Genomic DNA, 20,797 nt, shown 5'->3' on the forward strand with positions numbered 1-20,797 from the left:
GATGGTGCTGACGGAGCTACTGGTACACCTGGTGCTGATGGTTCCGATGGTTCTGATGGCGTTTCTGCTGGCTTAACAGTCACAACCGTTAACAATGCTTATGATTTTAATTTGCAGTTAGACCCCATCACCGGGGTTGGTGTTGACGACGTTAACAGCTTGAGGTGATGCAGCTTTGGATAATCCAGATAAAAATCCAGCAGCCATCGCGTTACCCATCAGCCCACCAGACTTAGTAACAAGAGTACCGTCTATGCCATTTTTACCGTCACGGCCAACAGCATAAGCAGTTAAAGGAACCTCAATAGCTTGGTTATCCTCGGTGATACAAGATAGTGTTTCTGATCTAATAAAAGCTCTAGAAGTGGCCAGGTCACCAATTGTGGTACCTATAACAAAACATTCTCTAATATCTAATGTGTAGTTATTAGGCATTAACGCTTCTTGTTTTAGCCTGATTAATACTGGCATAGGCATCTTACTTTGTTGACCACCTGATGTTGGTGCGTCTACACCGTTTAGTAATGTACCCGTTAAAATTGAACCGGCAGATAACCATGTTGAATTATCTTCCTCTTTTTTTTGTGTATGTTTGGGTGTGCCAGCATCCGCTTTGGCATCGTTTTGTACTGTTTGAGAATTTTCTGAAACAGTGACCATTTGTACGTCCTGTTCTTCTATATGCCCGGTTTCCTTGACTGAGCGAACTTTACCTTGTGTTACAGTGCGTAATACATTCCCTTTGATTAACGGCTGACGTGTAATAATTTGCGTTTGAGGTTTTTCAACAATTTGCGCCACAGTAGCATTTGGATCATGCCTAATAACATTTGCATCCGTTGGTCCACCAGCTGCACCAATTTGTGCATTTCTGGTATTTAAAATCTCACTTCTCAATTGATTAATGACCGTTTTTTGCTGGTTAATTTCATTACGAAATTTGGTCATTTCCATTTCTATCTTTTTTTCACGCTCTTTTAGCCGATTTTCTTGCGCAAATGCTGCAACTTCACGATTTTGTGCATCGGCTGACAGTTGGTCAAATAGCTCTTTAGTTTTCTTCTCTTCCATTTGAGCTACTTCTTCAACAGAGAATAATTCTGTACCTCCGTTTTTATCCTCTAGTGCAACTGGTGATTTTGATGGTGAAAAAAATACAGGTAGTAAAAAGTAGGCGCTTGCAAGAACAAATGCCCATATGATGATTTGTCGTTTTTTAGGATCACCCCAAAACTCTTTAACCAAAACTTTAGACATTAGTTTGCCTCCCCAATTAAGCCCAACTCTTGTGCGCTGATTTGTCTACGACGGTTTGTTTTTTCCATCTTCTCGACATACAACTTATCTCTAACGATATATACCTCGGTAGACTCGCCTGGCTGCAGGATTGATTGGTCAATAAACGCCACAGCCAATGCGTCGCGGCTTAAACACTGTTCTTCTTTGATTTGATATGCATAAGCTGTGTGGTTGTACATCACCACCACATCAATATACTCACGCGAACCGGCGTAACGCTGTGCAGTTTTCTGTCTAATAGCAACCGAACATGGCTTGGTTAGTGTTTGAGGAATTTCTACCGATTCCGTAAACCCTTGTGGAATTCCATTTTGAGCAATCGGTAATAACAAAGATTTCATTCGTGTTATGTGTGATGCTGTGCTGAGTTCTTCTTGATGCATATTAGCCAAATCATCTATCTTTTTAAGACGGTCTCTTTCTCTCTTGCGCTCAGCCATTAAATACCGTTGTTGTCCTGTCAACTTCACATCAACGTTGACCATCGCTGGCGGATTGTTATCAGGCTGAAGCACTAACGAGATTGCTGTTTCAGGCATACCCTCTTCATAAACCATGATGCCAACTGGGTTCATTGAGTTGGTTGTGAAATAGATATAACCATTGGATGCTTCGATAATCGATTCTTCGTCTGATGTTCGAACGGCCACCATGGAAAAGTTTGTTTTTATTCGATTCATTAATCCTGCTGCAATCGCTACAGCAATGTTCTCGCCAGGCTTCAGTGAATAATTTTGCACAGGTTTATAGCTGGCTTGTAGTGTAGATGCAAAACCCGATGAGCTACCTGTTGTGGACAAAGCGCGACCATATGAGTCTGTCTTTGGCGGTATATCTTCCTTATCGTCTGGAACTGCGGATTTTAATGAGTTAAAAATATATGAAACAGGACTTTCAATTTTTTTATTCTCGATTGTTTCCGAGCTCAAGCGTTGGTTTGACGTTTGTACCGGGAGCGAAAACTCATTAACTGGATCTGGCGATTCATTCGCACTGCACACCGATTGACTTAATAGCGCCGTAAATACGAGAGATAATTTAAAAATATTTTTCATTATTGAATTTCCTTAACTTCTGAGCCTGATTCTTTTAGACCTTCACGCATTTCTTCTGTTAAATCGGGGATGGTATCTGCTGCAGGTACGACACGTTGGCGAGTGTTTGGCTTGCCTGGATACTGCTTAAAATATGAAATCTTAGGCATACCGCTGGACACGGCAATTCTAAATTCATATGTCCACGTTTTAATCATTGGTGTCTGACCCGGCAAGGTGATTTCTCTCCCCCCCCAAATCCAAACAACATCCTGATATTCGTCAAAATATACGTCATCGATAGTGAAGCGCTGTTTCAGTTTTCGAGCGTTAATAATCGCTATCTGACGGTCAATTTCATCTTGAAACTGCTCACGTAGATTCGGTGTCGCGGCAGAGAGAAATCGTTCTTTTACAAAATTAATATTGTTTTTACTGATGTTGCCGATTAATTCCGCAAAAGCGATGGCGTGACCCTTTTTAAACGATGCGTTGGCCCAAGTGCCGCGCACCTCAATCACCTCTGTGACTGGTGCATTCGGCAGTACCGCCACTGCGGGTTCAAAAAAGGCAAATTTAAAAGCAAAAATCATTACACCTGTGCTGAGTAAAAGGTTTGACAAGATAATGACATTTCTTGTCGTAACTGCGTCTACAAGAGACCTTTTAATATCATCTGCATTATTTAAAATTCCCATTACTTAATGAACTCCCGTTTTAGTGGATCTGGCACTGTCACCCCAAGCTTTAATGGCATTAACCCCCAATACCAAAGAACATGCTCAACAAATCCTCTTGGATGGTTTTCAGCAAAATAGCTAGTGATTTTGAAATACATGACAGCAAAAATGACCGCTTCAGGCACAGCCCTAAAGGTATAACCGAGCCCAAATGCTGTGGCGATTGGTATAAATTGATCCAATGTGAAAAACAAAACCAATAAAGGCTTATTTACTCTGTGCGGAATTCTGTAAGTGGCCATGTTACCGTCAAGAAGTTAGTGATACATGGGCTTATTTTGGCATTACTTTCATGACTTTTTATTGGGTTCAGAGGCCAATTTGGACGCTGAACGGGAAAAGACAAATAAATATCGCTTTTATATGTGAAGTTTGACTCTCAATTGAATGACTAGATTTGTTGCTCATATTGAAGCTAAATCAAGTGAGTCACTATCGTTAACTTAAGAGACTTGAGTCGAAAGTAAAAAAAGGCGCTAAAAGCGCCTTTTTAAGCAAGGGAAGGGAAGGGAACTTACACTGTCGCCGTAAGAAATATGTTGATAATAGATACTGATTGGCTTAGCAACATACCGCCAATGAATGCGCCAACTGCTAAATAATAATTTTGCTTAAGGACATTGAAAAGTGCAGCAAAAAATGCTAACAGGGTGATAATTTTGCCCGGAGCGCCATCGGCCCATCCAGATAATTCTGTCCAAATAGATGTAAATGCGGTACCACCTGAGCCAGCTGTTGACTCAAAAGATAACAACGCAATGAGAAAACAAATTGCTGACAGAATAAAAATGCCTTTTTTGCTTAATTGTTTGTCATTTGCCATTGTCGGTAAAGTTAATGTGTTTTGCATGTTTAAATTCCTCAAGGTTGGTTGTTCCTATCTATCTTATAACGAGTTGATTGATAGTTAGGCTCGGTTCAGCGTCCAAATTGGCGCTTGAAAATTTTTTTTGCTACTTTTTATAGGTTTTGGATACTGGCAAATGGATTTTGAATAAATGAATTTAAGCTAAAACTGTTTTTTGAATATACCTTGTACTGACGGTTAGACATTTTCTCTAATGCTGATTGAACAGCAACAGGGTTGCTTATCGCATCAACTAATCCAATCTCCTTTGCCTCTACCCCTGACCATGCTAAGCCTGAAAATAAAACCTCATGGTCCACTTTGAGTTTGTTAGAACGCGCCTCAAGTACATCGTCTTTAAATTGCTGAAACACTGGTGCAACCAATGTTTTTTTAGCTATCTGAATTTGATCATCATTAACAGGATTCCAGGGATTTAAAATGTCTTTAAACTCGGCGCTGGTGATCGTGGTGTTAGTGACACCTACTTTTTTAGCTAAATCGCTCCAGTTCAATGTATCAAGCCTAACGCCGATGTTTCCAACTAAGGAAGCTCTCTGAGCGATAATGACATCTGCATTGATGATGGCTTGAACACATGCCGATGCGCATTGTGCAGTGATGACAGCGACAATCAGTTTTCTAGAATTTTTTTCACGAAATCCACTGGCCTTATAATTACCATCAAATAGCGCCGCAGGATTATTTATCTCTTTTAAAACCCGCTCTTTCAGTCCAGGTTTGGTTGAGCCGCCCCAATGTTTATATTGAACAATGATTTCATTGATGGTTTGTGAGTCCGTTGGTGAACCGCCTGGGGAGTTTGCCTCAATGACGATTAAATCAACATCATCGTTATTCATTGATGATAAAATGTGTGAAGCTATTTTTTTACCATTTCCGGTGTCAGTCTCTGTACCTATCTCACCATTTATGTTTACCACCGCTATATGCGGCTTGTCAGTTGAAAAAACACTCATTAGGTTACCTATTAAACCCAGCGCGATAATACTGCCAAGTAAGATGAGTTTTCCGTAATTTGTGCGTTTGTACACGGTGAAGTATTGTTTTAAAACACCTAACGCCTCTTTTGTGTGTATCTCTGACTTTGTTTCTGTATCTAGATTGCTTGTCATTCTTAATGTTCCTATGCAACTTTCATAAAATTCGAAATAGTATTTCTAAGGGCTAATCCCGTTAATAAAAGCATTAAAACGGGATACCAAGGCGCTTTCTGTCCGAGGAAATTAGGTATCAACAAGTAACAGAAAGTGAATACCAGCATATACACGATTGAGCGTGTCCAAATGCGTGAACCTTTTATGGATATTTGACGAGGTTCATACATTCGGATTTTTCTCACCATGTATCCGTCATAAATTAATGCGAAAAAAAACGGCAACATGATCCAAACCCAAAACTTCATCATTGATAGGCGGTAAACCATTTGATAAGACAGTATGTGAAGGTTGTTTACTACTCGGTTTAAGATGAATTCACCTTTGAAGTTATCGATAATCTTCTTGATTTTGTAATCACTCGATGGAAGAAGTGCATCCTCTACTGCTTGATGAAGCCCACTTCGTACATATGATTGCGTGTAATTACTTTCTACTTCATGAGTTAACACTAACCATTGGTTTTCACTGATTAATACAGATAATGCCTTCACCTCTGTTTCCATTTCTTTTTGAAATAAGCTGCTGGGCATAGCCGTGAGTATCACTAAAATGCTTACGGTGAATATCAACAAGAACAATGACAGTAACTTTGATACGCCATGGTCTTTAATGAGCTCTGACATTTTTACTCTCCTATGGATGTTCTATGAGTGAGCTGCTTAATGAATAAACCGTTTGCCGGGCTGGTAGTGGTAGACCTAGCAGATTCAGTACCCTTCGATTAAATACATGACGAGCAAGCAATAAAGAGATTGCATCATTGGATAACAATGAGCGTTTATCTATATATTCGATTTTTAAACAGTTGCATGAGTTTTGAGGTGTGGGGTTGTCTTTGAAGCAATCACACTTTTTTAACTTCTTTCTGTTGTTTTTGGAATCTTGTTTAAATTCTTCAAATGTTTGTGATATGCAGTCCCAATGAATCGATTCAGACTCATTTACCCGAAAACTCACTTTAAAGTGGGTGACTTGGTAAAGGTCATAGAGTATTGACTTAGAAAACATTGTGAATTGCTGTTCAAGACCTGCATCTTGCTCTCTATCCCATGCCAACATCGCTTTAAGTAAAATTATGTCGATGATAGGCGTGTCGTGTAAGTGCAAATATTTGCTACCACCCACCAGCTTATCGAGTAATAAAACAATTTCTTTTGTGCCTTCGTGTTGTGAAGTGATCCGAGAAATGTCCATATCTAACCCTTAATAATTGGAAGCTTACATTTAAGCTTTTGGCCATTAGATAGTCGCGCAACATATTGCAGCTTCGGTAAGTCTCCTATTAGCGTGATAGGAAACATATCTTCACGTGTTTTCGTTATGTTTTCTTTGTAACCACCAGAGAATTCAGATATGGCTTGTCCAGTTCCTGATTGGATAGAATATTGGACACCAACGTCACTGATGTTTGTTTGGCCAAATTGTTTTGAGACATATTCTTGAGTTTGGATGTCGGTCACTTTCATGCTGAAAAAGTTATTACACAACCCTAAATAGCGGTCAGCTGTAGCTTGGTCAGTCATGTCTATTAAGTCTGGGATTGTTTGGGTGCTAAGAACGAACTGACACTTAGCTGCACGACCCTGTGCCAAGTTGTTAATTAAACTGTCATTGCCTGCAACAGCAGCGTGAACCTCATCCACCAAGATTGACACTCGCCGTTCTTCACCACTGCCATAGTTGTACCTATCACCTAAACATGATGATATGTCTGCCAGTAACAATTTGGCTAGATGCCCTGCAGTACGTGGATCATTCATTGAGTTCAATGCGCAATAAATTATCCCTCCATCCATAATGACGCGCTTAATATCAATAATCTCTATGTCGTCACGACCGCGAATGGGTGAAAGCAATTTATCCAGCGGATTGCTGCATAGCACTTTAAATAACGGAAACACGCTTGCTAACATTTTTTGAGCATGTTCATGGTTATGTGTAACAAACTGAATAACATCGTCAACTGATGCAGCTTTTTCAGTGCTAGGAATTTTTTGAGAATAATAGTTGAGCATCCCTTCTAGCGGCGTTTCGCCTAAACCCGTCATTTGACTTAATTTAGATTGTCTCCAATGCTGGCCAAAACGTAATTCATAGAATTTGCTTAACACTTTTTCTAATAACTCTGTTTTTCCTGACCGCATGTAACGATAAATCTCAGTGAGCTTTGGGCTTTCTGAGCAATAAATCATTCCGTCAGTCACTTGAGAAATAGTTTGCCAACCAAATTCAATAAAGCTGTCTGTCGCGCCGCTTCCAGATTTTAGTAGGCTTGCAATGCGTGTTGGAATTTCCGAGGGTGTTGCAAAATTTTTCAAAATATCGATTGCGCATGACTCACTCGGTCTGGCAGGGCAGAACTCATAAAACTTGTGACCAATCCCTAATGCCTCAGCTTCTTTGCGTAACCCTTGCTTTAAGCTCGTGTCATCCTTTGGATCAATAACGACAATTGAGTTCCCCATATGCAAAAAACCTGTACCCAGCAATCTTAGAAGTGTGGTTTTACCTGACCCAACTACACCTGTGATAAATGAGTGTCCGTAAAACGTGTCTTCGTTAACAATTTGAGCTGTTTCACTGCCTATAGCGTGAATCCATGTTTTACCGCCCATACTGCGGGTGTGTTTTTTGTATTTATAAACTATGGGTTTTAACGCAAAAGGGATTTCCATTTCACGTAAATCGTTCGACATATCCATAATTTGATATGCTCTTTGTGCATGTTCAGGCCCCCACTCAAAACCATTGCCTATGTAAATTTCTCGCTTATCAGTGTATTTAAAGTTTTCTGATTTCGAGTTTGTTTTCCATTTGTTGATATACCTGACGACATCTACATCTATAAACTCAATTTTATTGATGAAAAGCTGTAGTTGCTGCCTCATTTTAGGGTAGGTTGTGATTAGCTTATATAGACCTATTCCGATTAAACCTCCCGCTAGAATAGTTGGCGTATCTAGAAAGTTTGAATTTAAATCGCTTGTCTGACTAATTACGCCGGTGCATAAACCTGCGCCAATATAAACATATGCTGCGTTTAGCTCATACAATGGTCTAAACAGTGTTTCGCTGTAAGTTAAACTGCTGCGGTTATTCATTGTTTTCTCTCAACTTCCATTTTAATTCATCAAGCTCAACCGAAGTAATGTTGATGGTTATTGAGCCATCCTCAGAAACAATCGGTGTTATATTTTCGGATTTAGTGAAGCTTCTTATGTCTGTATTTTTAAGGTGAGGACATGCGCTTTTTAATTCAGCAATCAACGACTCATAAAGCATTTCTTTAGGCTTGCTCGTGTATTCATCATTTTCATCATCACAGGCTTGCAAGCTATTTTCTTCAATCTCCACTGTGTTGTTGTCAATTTCAGTGTGTGAAGGAATTGCTTGTTGTTGAACTTCAACATCGCAATCCGTTGTCTCCGATGAGGTTTCGATTACCGGTTCAGTGGTTATTGCTTTATTTTCAGGTGATGGTTTGATTCTTGGTAAAGGTGATCTGTCACTCAATGATGAAGAAAATGTTTCAGCGACATCATCAGCAAGTAACACATACAAGATTTTGTCATTGTCTTTAATTAGTGTTGAAATTTGCTGGTTTTTGCTGTTGCTCTTCATTAACTTCAAAAAGCTCATAGCGTTAATAATTTGGCCTGCATTTTGATTAGATTTTTCTGTCAAAAAATCTAATTTAACTGCCACCCCTTCAGGTGATAGCCATATGTCTTCTGAAGTTCCAATTAGTTTTGATAGCGCATCATCAATTGGTTTTGGTCTCCGTTTTGATTTAATCCATGGATAGTTTGAATTCTCTTCCAATGGTTCTTCAGTAACAGTCACATCAGTTTTGATTTCAGGTTCTTGTTTTGTTTTATCTAGCTTTGTTTTGGTTGTTTTGGTTGTTTTTGGCTTACTCAATGCCTTGTTAGGGCTTTTTGGTGTTTTACTTGTAGATGACTCACTCTCTGTTATAGAGACTTGCTGAGCCATAGATTGCTCAGCTTGTTGCACTATCGGTTTTGTGACAGATATTTTTTTGGGCGTAGTTACTTTGGTTTTGCTTTGAGCTGCAGTTGTCGTCGCTCTATCTTGAGTTTCAACGATTTCGGGTGTTGTATAACTTTCTGTTGCTGATGCAGAACTGATCACTGTTGCTTCGGTTGTGTCAGTTGTTGCAGGTAATGTTTGGTTTTGTGCTGGGATAACAAATGTTGCACCGTTAGCGTTATAGAGCTGGTGTACATTATTATTTTTTTTGGTGTTATATCTTAACGCACCATAAACATTCCCAGGGATAGGGTTGTCGCCAATTACAAAGTTCTGCCATTCAACTAGAATGACCGTTATAGGTGTAATTTTTGCCATTGCACCTGTTTTGTTTAATGTAAACTCCTCAATATCCGCTTCAATAAAGTTGCCTAGATATAGGTTTGCATGAGTGCTTTTGTCGCTAACCATCGATAGAATGCGTTTATCTAAAAGGATGGAAATTAACGCCTTAGCTGAATTTGGCAGTTTTATTTCGTAGTCGAGGCATTTTTTGATTACATCATTAATTGGCTTGTCTGAAGCGATATAAATCTGATTATTGAAAACAAATATATCCCCTCCAACTTTGTTTATCTGCCAACTCGAATATAGAGAACGCATTGCGTTCACTACACCCATCGTCAATGATTTTTTTCTTGAAGAGTCGTGGAGCCATACGCGTGCATAGTCATCATATGTAGATTCTGAGTCGGCCTTTCTGACAGCGTTAAACAGGTAACCTTTGTATGAGTGATAGTGAACAAGCGTTTGCGTTATCATTGAATACAAATCGTCGTGCGAACCAAGTAGGTAATTTTTGGCCACATCGTTTAATACAAGTGGTAAAAAATGTACTGAGTTAGTTTCGTGATCGTTGTTTAATCTGTCCTTTTGATGAACGACTGTATATGAGTCGATTTTATTGCGCTTGGCCCATTCGAAAATCGTTTCGCTCAATGGGCGCCAAATATCACCGTTGGAACCAATAACTTGTACGTTTGAAATGATTTTTCCTGAATCATGTAGCAGCCCACATACCCAAGCAGCAAATTCATATCTAGGTCTGCGGGCTTGGTCCTCATCAATTAATCCCATTTCATCAAGCATAAAGCTCATTGCGAATTGAAGTGAACGAATAGATACATCCAAAGAGTGCTCTAGTAAACCTCCTATGTATTGGTGGTGATCCATTTCTGAGGCAGGAATTAAATGACAATATCCCAAATAAGCCTTAATCGTACTTTCAACAAGATCTACAAAATTGAATTCACAGCCTTTATAAATTAATCCAATGTCTCTTTCGATTATTCGAATTTTATCTTGCTGTCTACTAATTAGTGTTTCTAAACTAACAATAGGAATAGACGCCGTTTTTAATGGGTAATGTAAAACGGCATCTAATCTTTTTTCATCTTGTTTGTTAAGCTGACTATCCGATTTATCCCAAATATCAAAGCGTGACCATAAAGAATTTAGTCGCATTCTCAATTTGTACGCATGGATAGAAAGATTGCTCATTTAAATAGCCTCTGTAAGCTCAACACTAGATTGTTCAACTGAATTATCAGATTTAGTTTTTACTTCTTTTGATTCAAGAGTTATAACTTTGTCGTTACTTTTATCATTGTTAGGTTGATTGTCGTCAGGGTAAAGACTGAAAACGCCTTTTTGCAAACCTTCCAAAAAGTAAACGGGGGAGAATGCGCCGCCATTTCTTTTTCCGGGTTTTGTAACTTTAAAAATTTTGGTTGATATATTATTCAATATTAATAAGGCCTGATTTCGTGAAGACTGTTCAACTTCATCGTCAAACGTCCCCGATAATGCTATTGCCTCAATATCATCCATAATAAAATCAATTTTTGATATAATATTAATAACTTCGATATGACTCTTATGAATAATATTAATATCTAGATTCATTTGAGGGTTTTTAATATCGACAAAGCTATATCCCGGTATGACATCAGATTGCAGTGATTCGAAATGAGTAGCTAATTTCTCAATCTCTATTTCAGCGACGTTAATGATTTCGTTTTGAAACCACTCTTTTAGCATGTTGTATGTCGTCTTATTTGCTGATCTATTTGTCATTTTGAACAACTCACCAAGCCTATATAGTGAGTTATTTAATGCATCGCCAGCTTGTCCGCGCATGTGTAAAAAAACTGATTCTGATTTTAACTCAATTTGTGCGACACCTGTTTTACGACGGACTTGTGAATCAACATCTGTTTTACGGTTTGTTTGATTTGCCATAATATTCACCTTACTTAACTTAAAAGTTTAATTGTTTTTTTTAGCATAGATATTTGGTCGGCCATAACAGCCAAAGCCTTTCTCAATGCTTTAAATAATGGTTCGTATTTATCGAATAAAATTTTCTCCCATGCATTTGCTTTTTTTGAAATTGTTGTCCATGTATAACCGTCACGCTTATTTGGCTTAATCTGAACACCAGAGCGAGGATTCTGATATTTCCTGTATGTGGTTTTTTTCCAATCTAACCACTCCAGATACACTCGATGAGTAATTTTCGATTTCTTCAATCTTGGGGCAAGTCGTCCTGTGTTTACGTAGTTCGCCTCTCCAGGCTTTAGACCGGAGTTGAAAATTTGTTTATTACGCTCTCTCCATTCGTGCCAGTACCCATCTACCAATAACTGTGCACGGTCCACTAGCGCTTCGTAACACTCTTGAATGTTATCCAACGCAATTTGTAGGCTATCGGACTCAACTGACATCAAAACCTCCTTACTAAGTGAAGCTTGATAATCTCATATAGAAGGGTTGGTTTTAGCTGGTTCAGACGCCAATTAGGACGCTGAACGAGAAAATGCAAAAAAAAAGCTTCCCCAAGAAAAGCTAAGGAATTGTTTCTTTTTTCCAAAGGAACTATCTGTTGGAAACGCAGTGAACTTTCCAACATTTAGCTCAGAAAAAAATGGAAAATTTGAATAATTATTAGGTTGAATTTTGAACGAAGTCTCTATAGATCTAACGCCTGCTTAAAGGGTTAGTTATATATGTTGGAAAATACCTGCGTTTAATGGAATAGGCGTTAAGCGGGTACAGCACAATTGGTATTTTAACTTGATGGAATCTGTAATTCGTGATGTTTATATATGTTGCAAAGTAGTGTGCGATTACCAGATTGGTATGGATACCGATTTTTACCGTCAGGTTGAGGGTTATTGTGTGTTTAGCTTTTTATGTACAACGTTAGTATCGAAATCTCACACAAATCGCATTGTTTTTTTTCAACTAATATGGGTTATCTTTATGACATAAAGCACGCATTTTGAAGATTTACAAAAATAGTTGATATTTTTGTGGCTTTTTTATTTATAACTCAAACAACAGCTTAGAGTTAAAGATCTATTTTTTATGCGGATAAAAACTCATCTTTTTACGTAGCTTTGATGCAAATCAAATATTAGTAGTTGATTACACAAACACGTGTGGTTAAAATAAATGTGCAGGATTTGTGCAGATGCTAGAGTGAAGGATTTACAATGTCGAATGTTGAAAGTTACTACAGAGCGTTGATGAAGGCTCAGGTCGGCTATTTGCTGGCATTGCATGACTACGCCTCACAGTATCCAGCTGATTGCTGCGGAGTGTTTAACCTAAAACCATCGCATTTATCTAAGCTAGTAACAACAGATAAAAAAGATTGGAGTGATTTCGTAAACGGTTTAAAAAACTGGGTTTTAACATCGAAGATGGATATTTCTCAATATAGTCTTTTTGAATATTTCTTAAGTAACTTGCTTTCTTTTGAGTCTATATCTGGCCAGGTAAATACGCGTGCTAAAATCGGATTAATGGTAAATCCTGAAAATGATAGTTTAGATTTATTATCAAAATACCAATCAGTTATATTTCAAAATATATGTTTATGCGCTCATACAGCACCATTATTTACAAAGGGCTTGCTATTTATGAAGCAATCCACAATAGACTTGATTAATGATGTCTATTTGGAATCAAATAAAATGCATTTCATCGAACCAGTTTTTCCATTGTTTATAGTAAATGAACAAATAGATTACAATAAGTTCTTTTCTATCAATAAAAAATCTGGTTCATATATTGAACAAGCATTGTTTTCAATAGCTTCATAGCTAAGGGATTAAGGTTATGACTACATCAATAGGAATAAATATAGCGAAAAATAATTTGTTAGCCAGACGTCTGCATGGGCTAGGAATGATGCCAAAGTTAATTTCTGAATTTGTTCCGGGCACAAGCAAGCTTATTCGAATATTTGGCGCATCTGATCCAAAGTTACTTTTCTCAAGAGGTTTTTCGAATAGTTGGACGAATTCATTCGACGGCTTTAAAATGTCAAATGTTCTTTTTAAAATCTATGGTGCAGTTTCTGACGACCCATCGTTGACTCGTGGGCTTAATGTTAGTTACATCGCTACCGCATGGGAAGTTGCAACTATTCAATATCCTGAGTTAATAGATAGACAAATTTGTGATATTTCAAGATTTACCTATTTATTGAAAAAAGTAGTTTCAAATGAATATTTAGTTTGTGAGTGTCAATCGAAAAATTGTTTTAACAAATTTATAATTCACGAGAGGGCTGCCCGTTCTTTCTGCTGGGCGTGTGTAGAGAATTACTCAGCTATCTCACTAAATCAACAAAATGAAATCAATAAGTTTGATTCTGGAGTTGCAAAAATGCCTCTATATACGTCAGATGTGACAACTACAGAACGATTTAATAGTGATGTATTTTTAAAGGCATCAAAAGCTATGCTTTTTTCGAAAAGTATGGCAACAGAACATAATGAATATCAGGCAGATGAGAAATTAGTTTCAAATGGTTAGTTTATTTATTAGTCTTTTTATTGAAAAAGTGGCCTCAAGTTCGATGGTCACTTTTTAATTTTTGTTCTTCAGTTATCTTAAATCACATAGCCATTCTGAATTCCAACCTTTAACAATATATTGATTTTTCCATGCCACGTCAGTCGACCGTCTTCAATCCGCATTAAACGTCTTTATTAGTTCAAATTTCCGTTCAGCGTCCTAATTGGCGTCTGAACCAACGAAAAGTCCAGTCTTTGGTTGTTATTATGTATTTCTACCAGAGGATTGAATATGACAACTATAAAACATTTAAGCCTAATTCTGATGATGTCTGCTTGCATCCCGTGTATTGCTGTAGAACCGGATTTTTATGAACAAAGTCAACGTGGTTGGTTTTGGCACGAGCCTGCACCAGAAGTGATTGAGCCGGAATCACCAGAAGAACAGGCTCCACCAGCATCTTCGCAGCCTTTACCTGATGAGAAAATGGTTGATATTGACGTTGAATGGTTAAAAAAGAATTTACCGCAACTTCAGGCTAATGCTATCAGTAATCCTTCAACTGAGAATTTAGGCGCGTTCTATGCGGCCCAGAGGTTGATGCTTGATTACAGTTCTCAGTTTGCGACTAAATCAAGTGAATTTTTTAGAAAAGAAGCTAGTTGGTTGTCTGAAGATCATCGACGCCCTACCGACTCGTTTATGCTAAGCAGATTTAAAGAAGATGTCCTCAAAGCACAAAAACCAGTTATCGAAAAAGTAGCAGTTCAAGCAGGGGTGTGGTTCTTTTTCTCTAGTACGTGTCCATATTGCGTAAAGCAGCTCCCTATCGTTCAGTTTCTATCTCGTGAATATGGCATGAATGTTTTGTATGTATCTCTCGACGGAGGTTCTATACCCGGAATTCCTGATGATAAAGTTGTGATTGATTACGACGGCCAGGCATCACGCGAGTTTAATGTAACCGTTACTCCTACAACCTTCCTTGTCTCAAATGACGCATCTAAATTCGAACTACTAAGCAATGGCGTTTCAGCGCTACCCAAAATTCAGGATGCTTTAGTTTCAGCCGCACATAAGTATGAATGGATAGATGATAACGAGTATAAATCGGTTCAGTCTGTTAGACGCAGTAATGTACTAGATAATGGTTTGTTGCAAATAAAAGAAAGTGAGTTAACAGATCCTGAAACACTTTATAACGCTCTTCAAAGCAGAGTCGATTTGACGACTTCACCAGTTGGCACTCCAATTCGTTACGGAGAAAATAAATGAAATTATGTAAATTAAGTTTGTTAATTGTTTTAGCGTTTAGTACATCCTTTACGAATGCAGATCCAATGCAGGATGTTTTTAATGATATGTATTCTAAATCTGCACCTAGTGCCAGCGTACATGGAAATGGCCGCTACGGAGTGAATTTAGGTGGATTTTCATATCGCCCGAACATCGGACCTGCTGCACCAATCGTAAGCGCAAGGTTGCCAAATATGAATGTAGGGCCCTGTGGCGACATTGATATCTTTGCCGGCTCATTTAGTTTTATTTCTGGTGACGAATTAGCACAATTAAGTCGAGCGGTTATGCAGGGTGCGGCAACCTATGCATTTAAGTTAGCACTTCAATCGATGTCACCAATGGCGGCAGGTATAGTTGATGAGTTAACCACTTTGGTTAACGGAATGAATGAATTTAATATCGACGGTTGTCAACAAGGTGCAAAGTGGGCTGAAGAAGCGCTAGGTACTGGCAATGCCACATCAGGCACAGAAACAGGATTTGTGGCTAATCAATTAAAGTCTGTCAATGTGGCACTCGGGTTTTCACCTGATCAAAATGAAGCGCAGCATGGAGCGACTTCAAAAATGTCTGTATCTGATTTAGCCGAACAAGTAGGTACAACAATTGCGCAGAACTCACTGATCAAACCAATGGCAGAAATGAACCCTAGAGGCTTTTTGTTCGATGATTTTGGTGGAGTTAAAGAGAATGAGCTTGTATTCACCATTCTTGGCGCCACTGTTACAACGACTGATTCTTCTATGTGTACAACACCAATTGTAGGTGGAGAAAAAACATGCGTGACCTATGTTCCCGGTAAGGGAGCTGAATATTTTACAAACCTCTTTTATAACGCTGAGGCAATAGACTCTGAAAATGAAGATATCGACATCAAATATTACAAGTGTGCTGATGATGAATGCCTATCCTTAGTTGAAAGCACTGTGTCAGTAAAGCAGCTGCTACCTAAGTTACGCAAAGAAATATTTTCTATATGGAAGAAAACCTATACCGAACCCAACGCAGAATTTACTGAAGATGAAAGTAAATTGTTGTATTGGGTAGCTAGTGACATGCACTTAATGATGAAAACCTTTGGTGCTACGGACGAGTTCGGAGCCAGTTATGCTAAATACAAAGCGACTGAAGCAACGGCCGCTATTATGGACTATATGGCTTATGACCTCATTTCAAAAGTGAATAAGGCACTAACCACGGCAGAGACCAATCATAACATTGACGAAGTTTACCCCGTTGGTCTGGCTCAATCAAAAAAAGACATAAAAACATTTGAATCAAACTATGAAATGTTACGGCATGGTGATATTCAAGCGCGAATTGTGGAAAACAGAGCCAACCTTGAAACAAATCTATCTATCTTACTAAGCTCAAGTAAATAAGGGTAAATTCTATGTGGGAAATATATTCAATAGGTAATGCAACATTCCTAATAGAAGTCTTTAGAGGTATAGCAAGGTTATGGTCAACAAATGATGTTTATGTCTTATTATCGATAGGTTTACTGCTTGGTTTGATTTGGAATTCGTTGTTGTGGGCGGTGAATCAAGATAAATCACCGTTTCCTGCTAAGGGATTTATAGTATCTCTTATTTTTGTCATGGGACTGTTAGGACCTCAATCTCTTGTAGATGTTAGGATTACATCTAAAAGAGATATGTCTTTTCAAGAGGTTAACAATGTTCCTTTGCTTCCTGCGTTGGGTGGATGGTTAATCACGAATAGCGGTACAGCTGTCGCTGACTTAATGGCTCAAGCTTTTTCAATTGTTGGTGTTGCTAATACTTGGGAGGCGTTAAGTCCGATTCAACATTTTGTTAATTTGGATGAAGTTAATTACACTGCTGCGTGTACACCTACCACAGACAAAAGCGTTAACGTATGCAGTTCATTCCGAACTTATTTAGAAGATTGCTACACAACTGCAAACATGATCTCACCAGAATCTGTACCGTCTATCGATGCAGTAATGGATGCCACTCCGCGAGACATAATGTCACAGTTAAAGGTAACCAATCCTAAAATATATACTACTAGCTACTTGGTTGCTGGCACTCCTGAAGGTGAACGACTTACCTGCCCTAATGCATGGACTAAACTCGATAGCATGATGAAAGGTTCTGTATTTCAGGATAATTTGCAAAAAAGATTGATCACTCAAGGTGCTGATTTAGATAAGGTAAGTGTTTTTCTATCACAAAACTCAATGCAGGGTACACTTCCAAATGCAGAGTCATCACTAGAGCTGGCCAATGCCGCTTTCCTTAAAAGTGTTTTTATGGATTACTTTCCAAATTCAGAGTATGGACAGCAAGTTTCAAGAGCCATGTTCGATACAGTCAGGCAGCGCCAACTTGCTAACGCGACAAAAAAAGAATATTGGATGGAAAATGCTGAAGTAATGCAATCATTCTTTGAAGCATTAACGGTATTTTTAACTCCTTTTATTGGCTTGGCACTTGCTGTTTCTGGTCAAGGATTAATGGCTGTTGGTCAATATTTTGCGGCATGGGTTTTTGTTCAACTGTGGTCAATCATGATTGTTTTAGTGAATTTATTTACTGCATTGGCAATGACAAATCGATTTACAAATGCAGTTGCTGCAGGAAAGAGTCAATTTAGTCTTTCCGCGATAGATAGCCAATTTGCAACGGCAAATAGTTATATCAGTATTTCAGGGATGCTTTACACTTTTATACCCGCAATTTGTGTGTTTGTTCTCTACCGGGGTGTTCATGCAATGCAAGGTATGGCGAAACAAGCAATGGCAGATCCAAGTATTGATTCTAAACGTCTTTCACCTGACACCGGGACGTCGATGCAAAATGGCAATGCTCATTTTGGTAACCATACAAGTGAATATCAAAATAATACGGGTGAATTTTTCCGTGGTGATAGCATGGTTAAAACATCCATGGGAAGCACTAACGTTGGCCAATCCGCAAGTGCGGGACTTACTGCCGGTCAACAATCATTAAATAGTCAAGCAGCGTCTAAGGCTGCAAGTGCGCAAACCGCTCTCAATGATGTGTTTAGTAATAACCAAGGTGCGGGATTGAGCTTTAATGACACTCAAACAACATCCTTTACTGCTTCTAATGCTTCTGAGTGGGCGTCATCAGCCGCAAAAGCAATTTCTGATACAGGGGTTATGTCATACAAAGAAGCGCAACAGTTGGTTGCAAGTGGCGCAGTTTCTATGGATGCGGGTGGACAACTTAGTTTGGGTGGAAAATCTAGTGGTGGCTCAGGAATGTTTGGATCTTTAGGTGCTAAATTTGGCGCTGACCTAAAAGCATCAGTGGGCTTGGGTACAAACGCAGATCAAACAACTCAACAAAACTATCAACGGAATTTACAAAATGCTCAGAATCAATCCGAAAAGATTAACGCGAATTTATCCAAAATTCGTGCAGGCAGTGAGGTGCTGTCTGCATCTAGCATAGATGGATTTCAAAAGAGCGTTCAAGAAGCAGCGTCTTATTCAAGACAAGCACAGGCACTCACACAGCAAAGTACCGCGCTCAGTGGTCTGTTGACCGATTCAAAGCAGTTATCGAGAACACAAGAAATTGATAACTCAGCGATTAGTAATCAATTAAGAAATCAGAGTATTGCAAGTTTTATGACTAGCCAAAACCCAGATTTATGGGACAGGATTAAAAACTCTACAATTGACGGAAAGTCAGGTGATGAATACTTGCAAGAACGTGAATCTGCTCATTTAAATGAAACATCGGGCAAATCAGTGAACCCAGGTGGTGATGCTAGAGCGTTAGCGTTAATGGATTTTGTGAAAGCAAATGATGCAATTGATATCGATCCAAATAAAAACGGCATTGATACGAGCAAAGAAAAGCAAGATGCTCAAACGAACAGGGATATTTTCAAAACATTATCGAATGTTGGTGTTACAAATGCCGGATCCGCATCTGAATTTTATGACAAGCAAGCAAATGTATTGGCCCAAATTGAGGCCGGTAACAAATCATTTGATGAAAAAAATGCGGAGCTGAGCCTTGCTGCACCAGCTATTCCTTCTGCATCGAACTTTACCAATGACGCTGGTGATCTCAAAACTTCCACTGCTTCTAACATCGATAATGGCACTAAAGAAGCCAAAGGCGCACAAGAGAGAGCTGAGCAAGCAAAAGATATTGATATGCCCGGCATTAAATCAAGTGGTGAGCAATTAACAGGTGGTGAAATTCCAAGTGTGTCTGCTACTGGTGTAAAAGAACTAAACAAAAATATTAATGAACTGAAAGACAACCAAGATTCTAATCAAAGCACTCTTGGTTTAGTCAAAAATGTTATTCCTGCCGCAACTGAGGTGATTAAACCCGGTGGAGCAGCTGCATTCAACAATATGGTCGAACAGAAAACGTTGGCTGGCGAAGATATTTCTAGTTATAAGCCAGAATATGCACAGGGTATTGATGCTCTAAGTCATTTAGATGAAGTAAAAACAGGCTCTATGAATGATAGGTTTACATCAAGAAGTGACGATAAAGTTGAAAGTGCGCAAAGTATGATTTCTGTCCTAAATAATGACAAATTAATGACTGATATTCTTGGGAAAAATGAAAGTGGCTCTTATGGTGAAGGGACTGAATCAAGTAAGAATAACTTCGATAAAAACACGTTAGAAATGCTTTCTAAAGGTGCCAACTGGCTTCAGGACTACAAGAATGAAGCAGATGAAAGACCCTCTAATAAAGAAAGTAAAACACCGGCTATCGACCAAGCAATCGAGAGAGCTGAATCCGAACAAGGTGACGGCGCGGCGACATACTTATCAGCTATGCAAAATCTTGGATTGGCACGTGAAGCCGATATGGAAAGTGATGGCAAAGTATTTAGTTCTGCAACCGAACAAGCTGCAAGTGATCTTTCTAAGGTGTTAGAAAAGCAAGATACTGGAGGGAATAGAGATTATTTGCTTGCAGAGGTTTCTGGAGGCACAGCACTTACAAGCGGCTCATTTTGGATGCCTTCAGGCGATAGAGAATCAACACGAGACGAGATATCCACTAAATTGGATCATATGGAGAAAATTGCCTCACGTATGGACCATATGCTGACTCCAGAGCAAAAAGAGTATGTTTCTGATTTTGTTAATGATGCAAGAAGTAGAATTAAAGAAGATGTTGGTGATCGTCCAGGACAGGATATCAGTGGTAAGGATGATGGTTACTTAAGTTTTGTTGGTTCATCTAGCGCTGACAGTAAAAATGAAACAAGTGTGAATGTTGATAGATCATCTTCTGCTACACCATCTGCCAGTGAACAAGGCCAGAGTAATGCCAGCGTAACTTCGGCTCAAGTAGCAAGCAATGGGACTCAAGGCAATGACGCTGCTACACCATCTGCCAGTGAACAAGGCCAGAGTAATGCCAGCGTAGCTTCGGCTAAAGTAGCAAGAAATGGGACTCAAGGTAATATCACTGCATCTTCTGCTACACCAGCTGCCAGTGAACAAGGTCAGAGTAATGCCAGCGTAACTTCGGCTCAAGTAGCAAGCAATGGGACTCAAGG

At 38.9% G+C, this 20,797-nt stretch carries 17 protein-coding genes; 5 read left to right on the top strand and 12 right to left on the bottom strand.

The annotated features are described in order from the left end of the window. Positions 1–117: 117 nt before the first annotated feature. From H5202_RS07025 to mobI, 12 genes are all read right to left on the bottom strand, one after another. The gene (locus H5202_RS07025) at positions 118–1,257 is read right to left on the bottom strand and encodes a TraB/VirB10 family protein (protein ID WP_182771444.1); all 1,140 of its coding nucleotides are present in this window, start codon (positions 1,255–1,257) and stop codon (positions 118–120) included. Beyond that, complete coding sequence (locus H5202_RS07030) at positions 1,257–2,354, bottom strand: TraK domain-containing protein (RefSeq protein WP_182771445.1); 1,098 nt, start codon at positions 2,352–2,354, stop codon at positions 1,257–1,259. Before H5202_RS07030 ends, H5202_RS07025 begins: the two co-directional genes overlap by 1 nt. Further along, a complete protein-coding gene (locus H5202_RS07035; RefSeq protein ID WP_182771446.1) occupies positions 2,354–3,031 on the bottom strand; it encodes a TraE/TraK family type IV conjugative transfer system protein in 678 nt (225 codons plus the stop codon). The genes H5202_RS07030 and H5202_RS07035 overlap by 1 nt, the downstream gene beginning before the upstream one ends. Then, on the bottom strand, positions 3,031–3,315 hold the full coding sequence (gene traL, locus H5202_RS07040) for a type IV conjugative transfer system protein TraL (RefSeq protein WP_182771447.1): 285 nt from the start codon (positions 3,313–3,315) through the stop codon (positions 3,031–3,033). The genes H5202_RS07035 and traL overlap by 1 nt, the downstream gene beginning before the upstream one ends. Positions 3,316–3,587: 272 nt before the next feature. Next, complete coding sequence (locus H5202_RS07045; protein WP_182771448.1) at positions 3,588–3,923, bottom strand: hypothetical protein; 336 nt, start codon at positions 3,921–3,923, stop codon at positions 3,588–3,590. 110 nt (positions 3,924–4,033) lie between these two features. Beyond that, complete coding sequence (locus H5202_RS07050) at positions 4,034–5,056, bottom strand: S49 family peptidase (RefSeq protein WP_182771449.1); 1,023 nt, start codon at positions 5,054–5,056, stop codon at positions 4,034–4,036. A gap of 11 nt (positions 5,057–5,067) precedes the next feature. Continuing rightward, positions 5,068–5,724: a DUF4400 domain-containing protein gene (locus tag H5202_RS07055; RefSeq protein WP_182771450.1), complete on the bottom strand. Its 657-nt coding sequence runs from the start codon at positions 5,722–5,724 to the stop codon at positions 5,068–5,070. Between the two features lie 10 nt (positions 5,725–5,734). Continuing rightward, positions 5,735–6,295, bottom strand: a complete 561-nt coding sequence (locus tag H5202_RS07060) for a hypothetical protein (protein ID WP_182771451.1) — start codon at positions 6,293–6,295, stop codon at positions 5,735–5,737. Between the two features lie 2 nt (positions 6,296–6,297). After that, on the bottom strand, positions 6,298–8,202 hold the full coding sequence (traD, locus tag H5202_RS07065; RefSeq protein ID WP_182771452.1) for a conjugative transfer system coupling protein TraD: 1,905 nt from the start codon (positions 8,200–8,202) through the stop codon (positions 6,298–6,300). After that, entirely contained in the window at positions 8,195–10,651 is a 2,457-nt protein-coding gene (gene mobH, locus H5202_RS07070; RefSeq protein ID WP_182771453.1) for a MobH family relaxase, read from the bottom strand. Before mobH ends, traD begins: the two co-directional genes overlap by 8 nt. Further along, positions 10,652–11,392 (bottom strand): hypothetical protein, encoded by a 741-nt coding sequence (locus H5202_RS07075; protein ID WP_182771454.1) that lies wholly within the window; start codon positions 11,390–11,392, stop codon positions 10,652–10,654. It lies immediately after the preceding gene. A gap of 14 nt (positions 11,393–11,406) precedes the next feature. Continuing rightward, positions 11,407–11,877: a conjugative transfer protein MobI(A/C) gene (mobI, locus tag H5202_RS07080; protein WP_182771455.1), complete on the bottom strand. Its 471-nt coding sequence runs from the start codon at positions 11,875–11,877 to the stop codon at positions 11,407–11,409. 771 nt (positions 11,878–12,648) lie between these two features. On the opposite strand from mobI, the gene H5202_RS07085 reads away from it, so the two are divergent. The 5 genes from H5202_RS07085 to H5202_RS07105 form a co-directional block, all read left to right on the top strand. Next, the gene (locus tag H5202_RS07085) at positions 12,649–13,260 is read left to right on the top strand and encodes a hypothetical protein (RefSeq protein WP_182771456.1); all 612 of its coding nucleotides are present in this window, start codon (positions 12,649–12,651) and stop codon (positions 13,258–13,260) included. Positions 13,261–13,276: 16 nt separating this feature from the next. Continuing rightward, a complete protein-coding gene (locus H5202_RS07090; protein ID WP_182771457.1) occupies positions 13,277–13,978 on the top strand; it encodes a hypothetical protein in 702 nt (233 codons plus the stop codon). 273 nt (positions 13,979–14,251) lie between these two features. Next, positions 14,252–15,235, top strand: a complete 984-nt coding sequence (traF, locus tag H5202_RS07095) for a conjugal transfer protein TraF (protein ID WP_182771458.1) — start codon at positions 14,252–14,254, stop codon at positions 15,233–15,235. Beyond that, positions 15,232–16,641, top strand: coding sequence for a conjugal transfer protein TraH (locus tag H5202_RS07100; RefSeq protein ID WP_182771459.1), 1,410 nt, complete (start codon positions 15,232–15,234; stop codon positions 16,639–16,641). The genes traF and H5202_RS07100 overlap by 4 nt, the downstream gene beginning before the upstream one ends. A gap of 11 nt (positions 16,642–16,652) precedes the next feature. Beyond that, the coding region (locus H5202_RS07105; protein ID WP_182771460.1) for a conjugal transfer protein TraG N-terminal domain-containing protein at positions 16,653–20,797 on the top strand (4,145 nt) is incomplete at its 3' end.

The organism is Shewanella sp. SG41-4 (assembly GCF_014164505.1).
Taxonomy (GTDB): Bacteria; Pseudomonadota; Gammaproteobacteria; order Enterobacterales; family Shewanellaceae; genus Shewanella.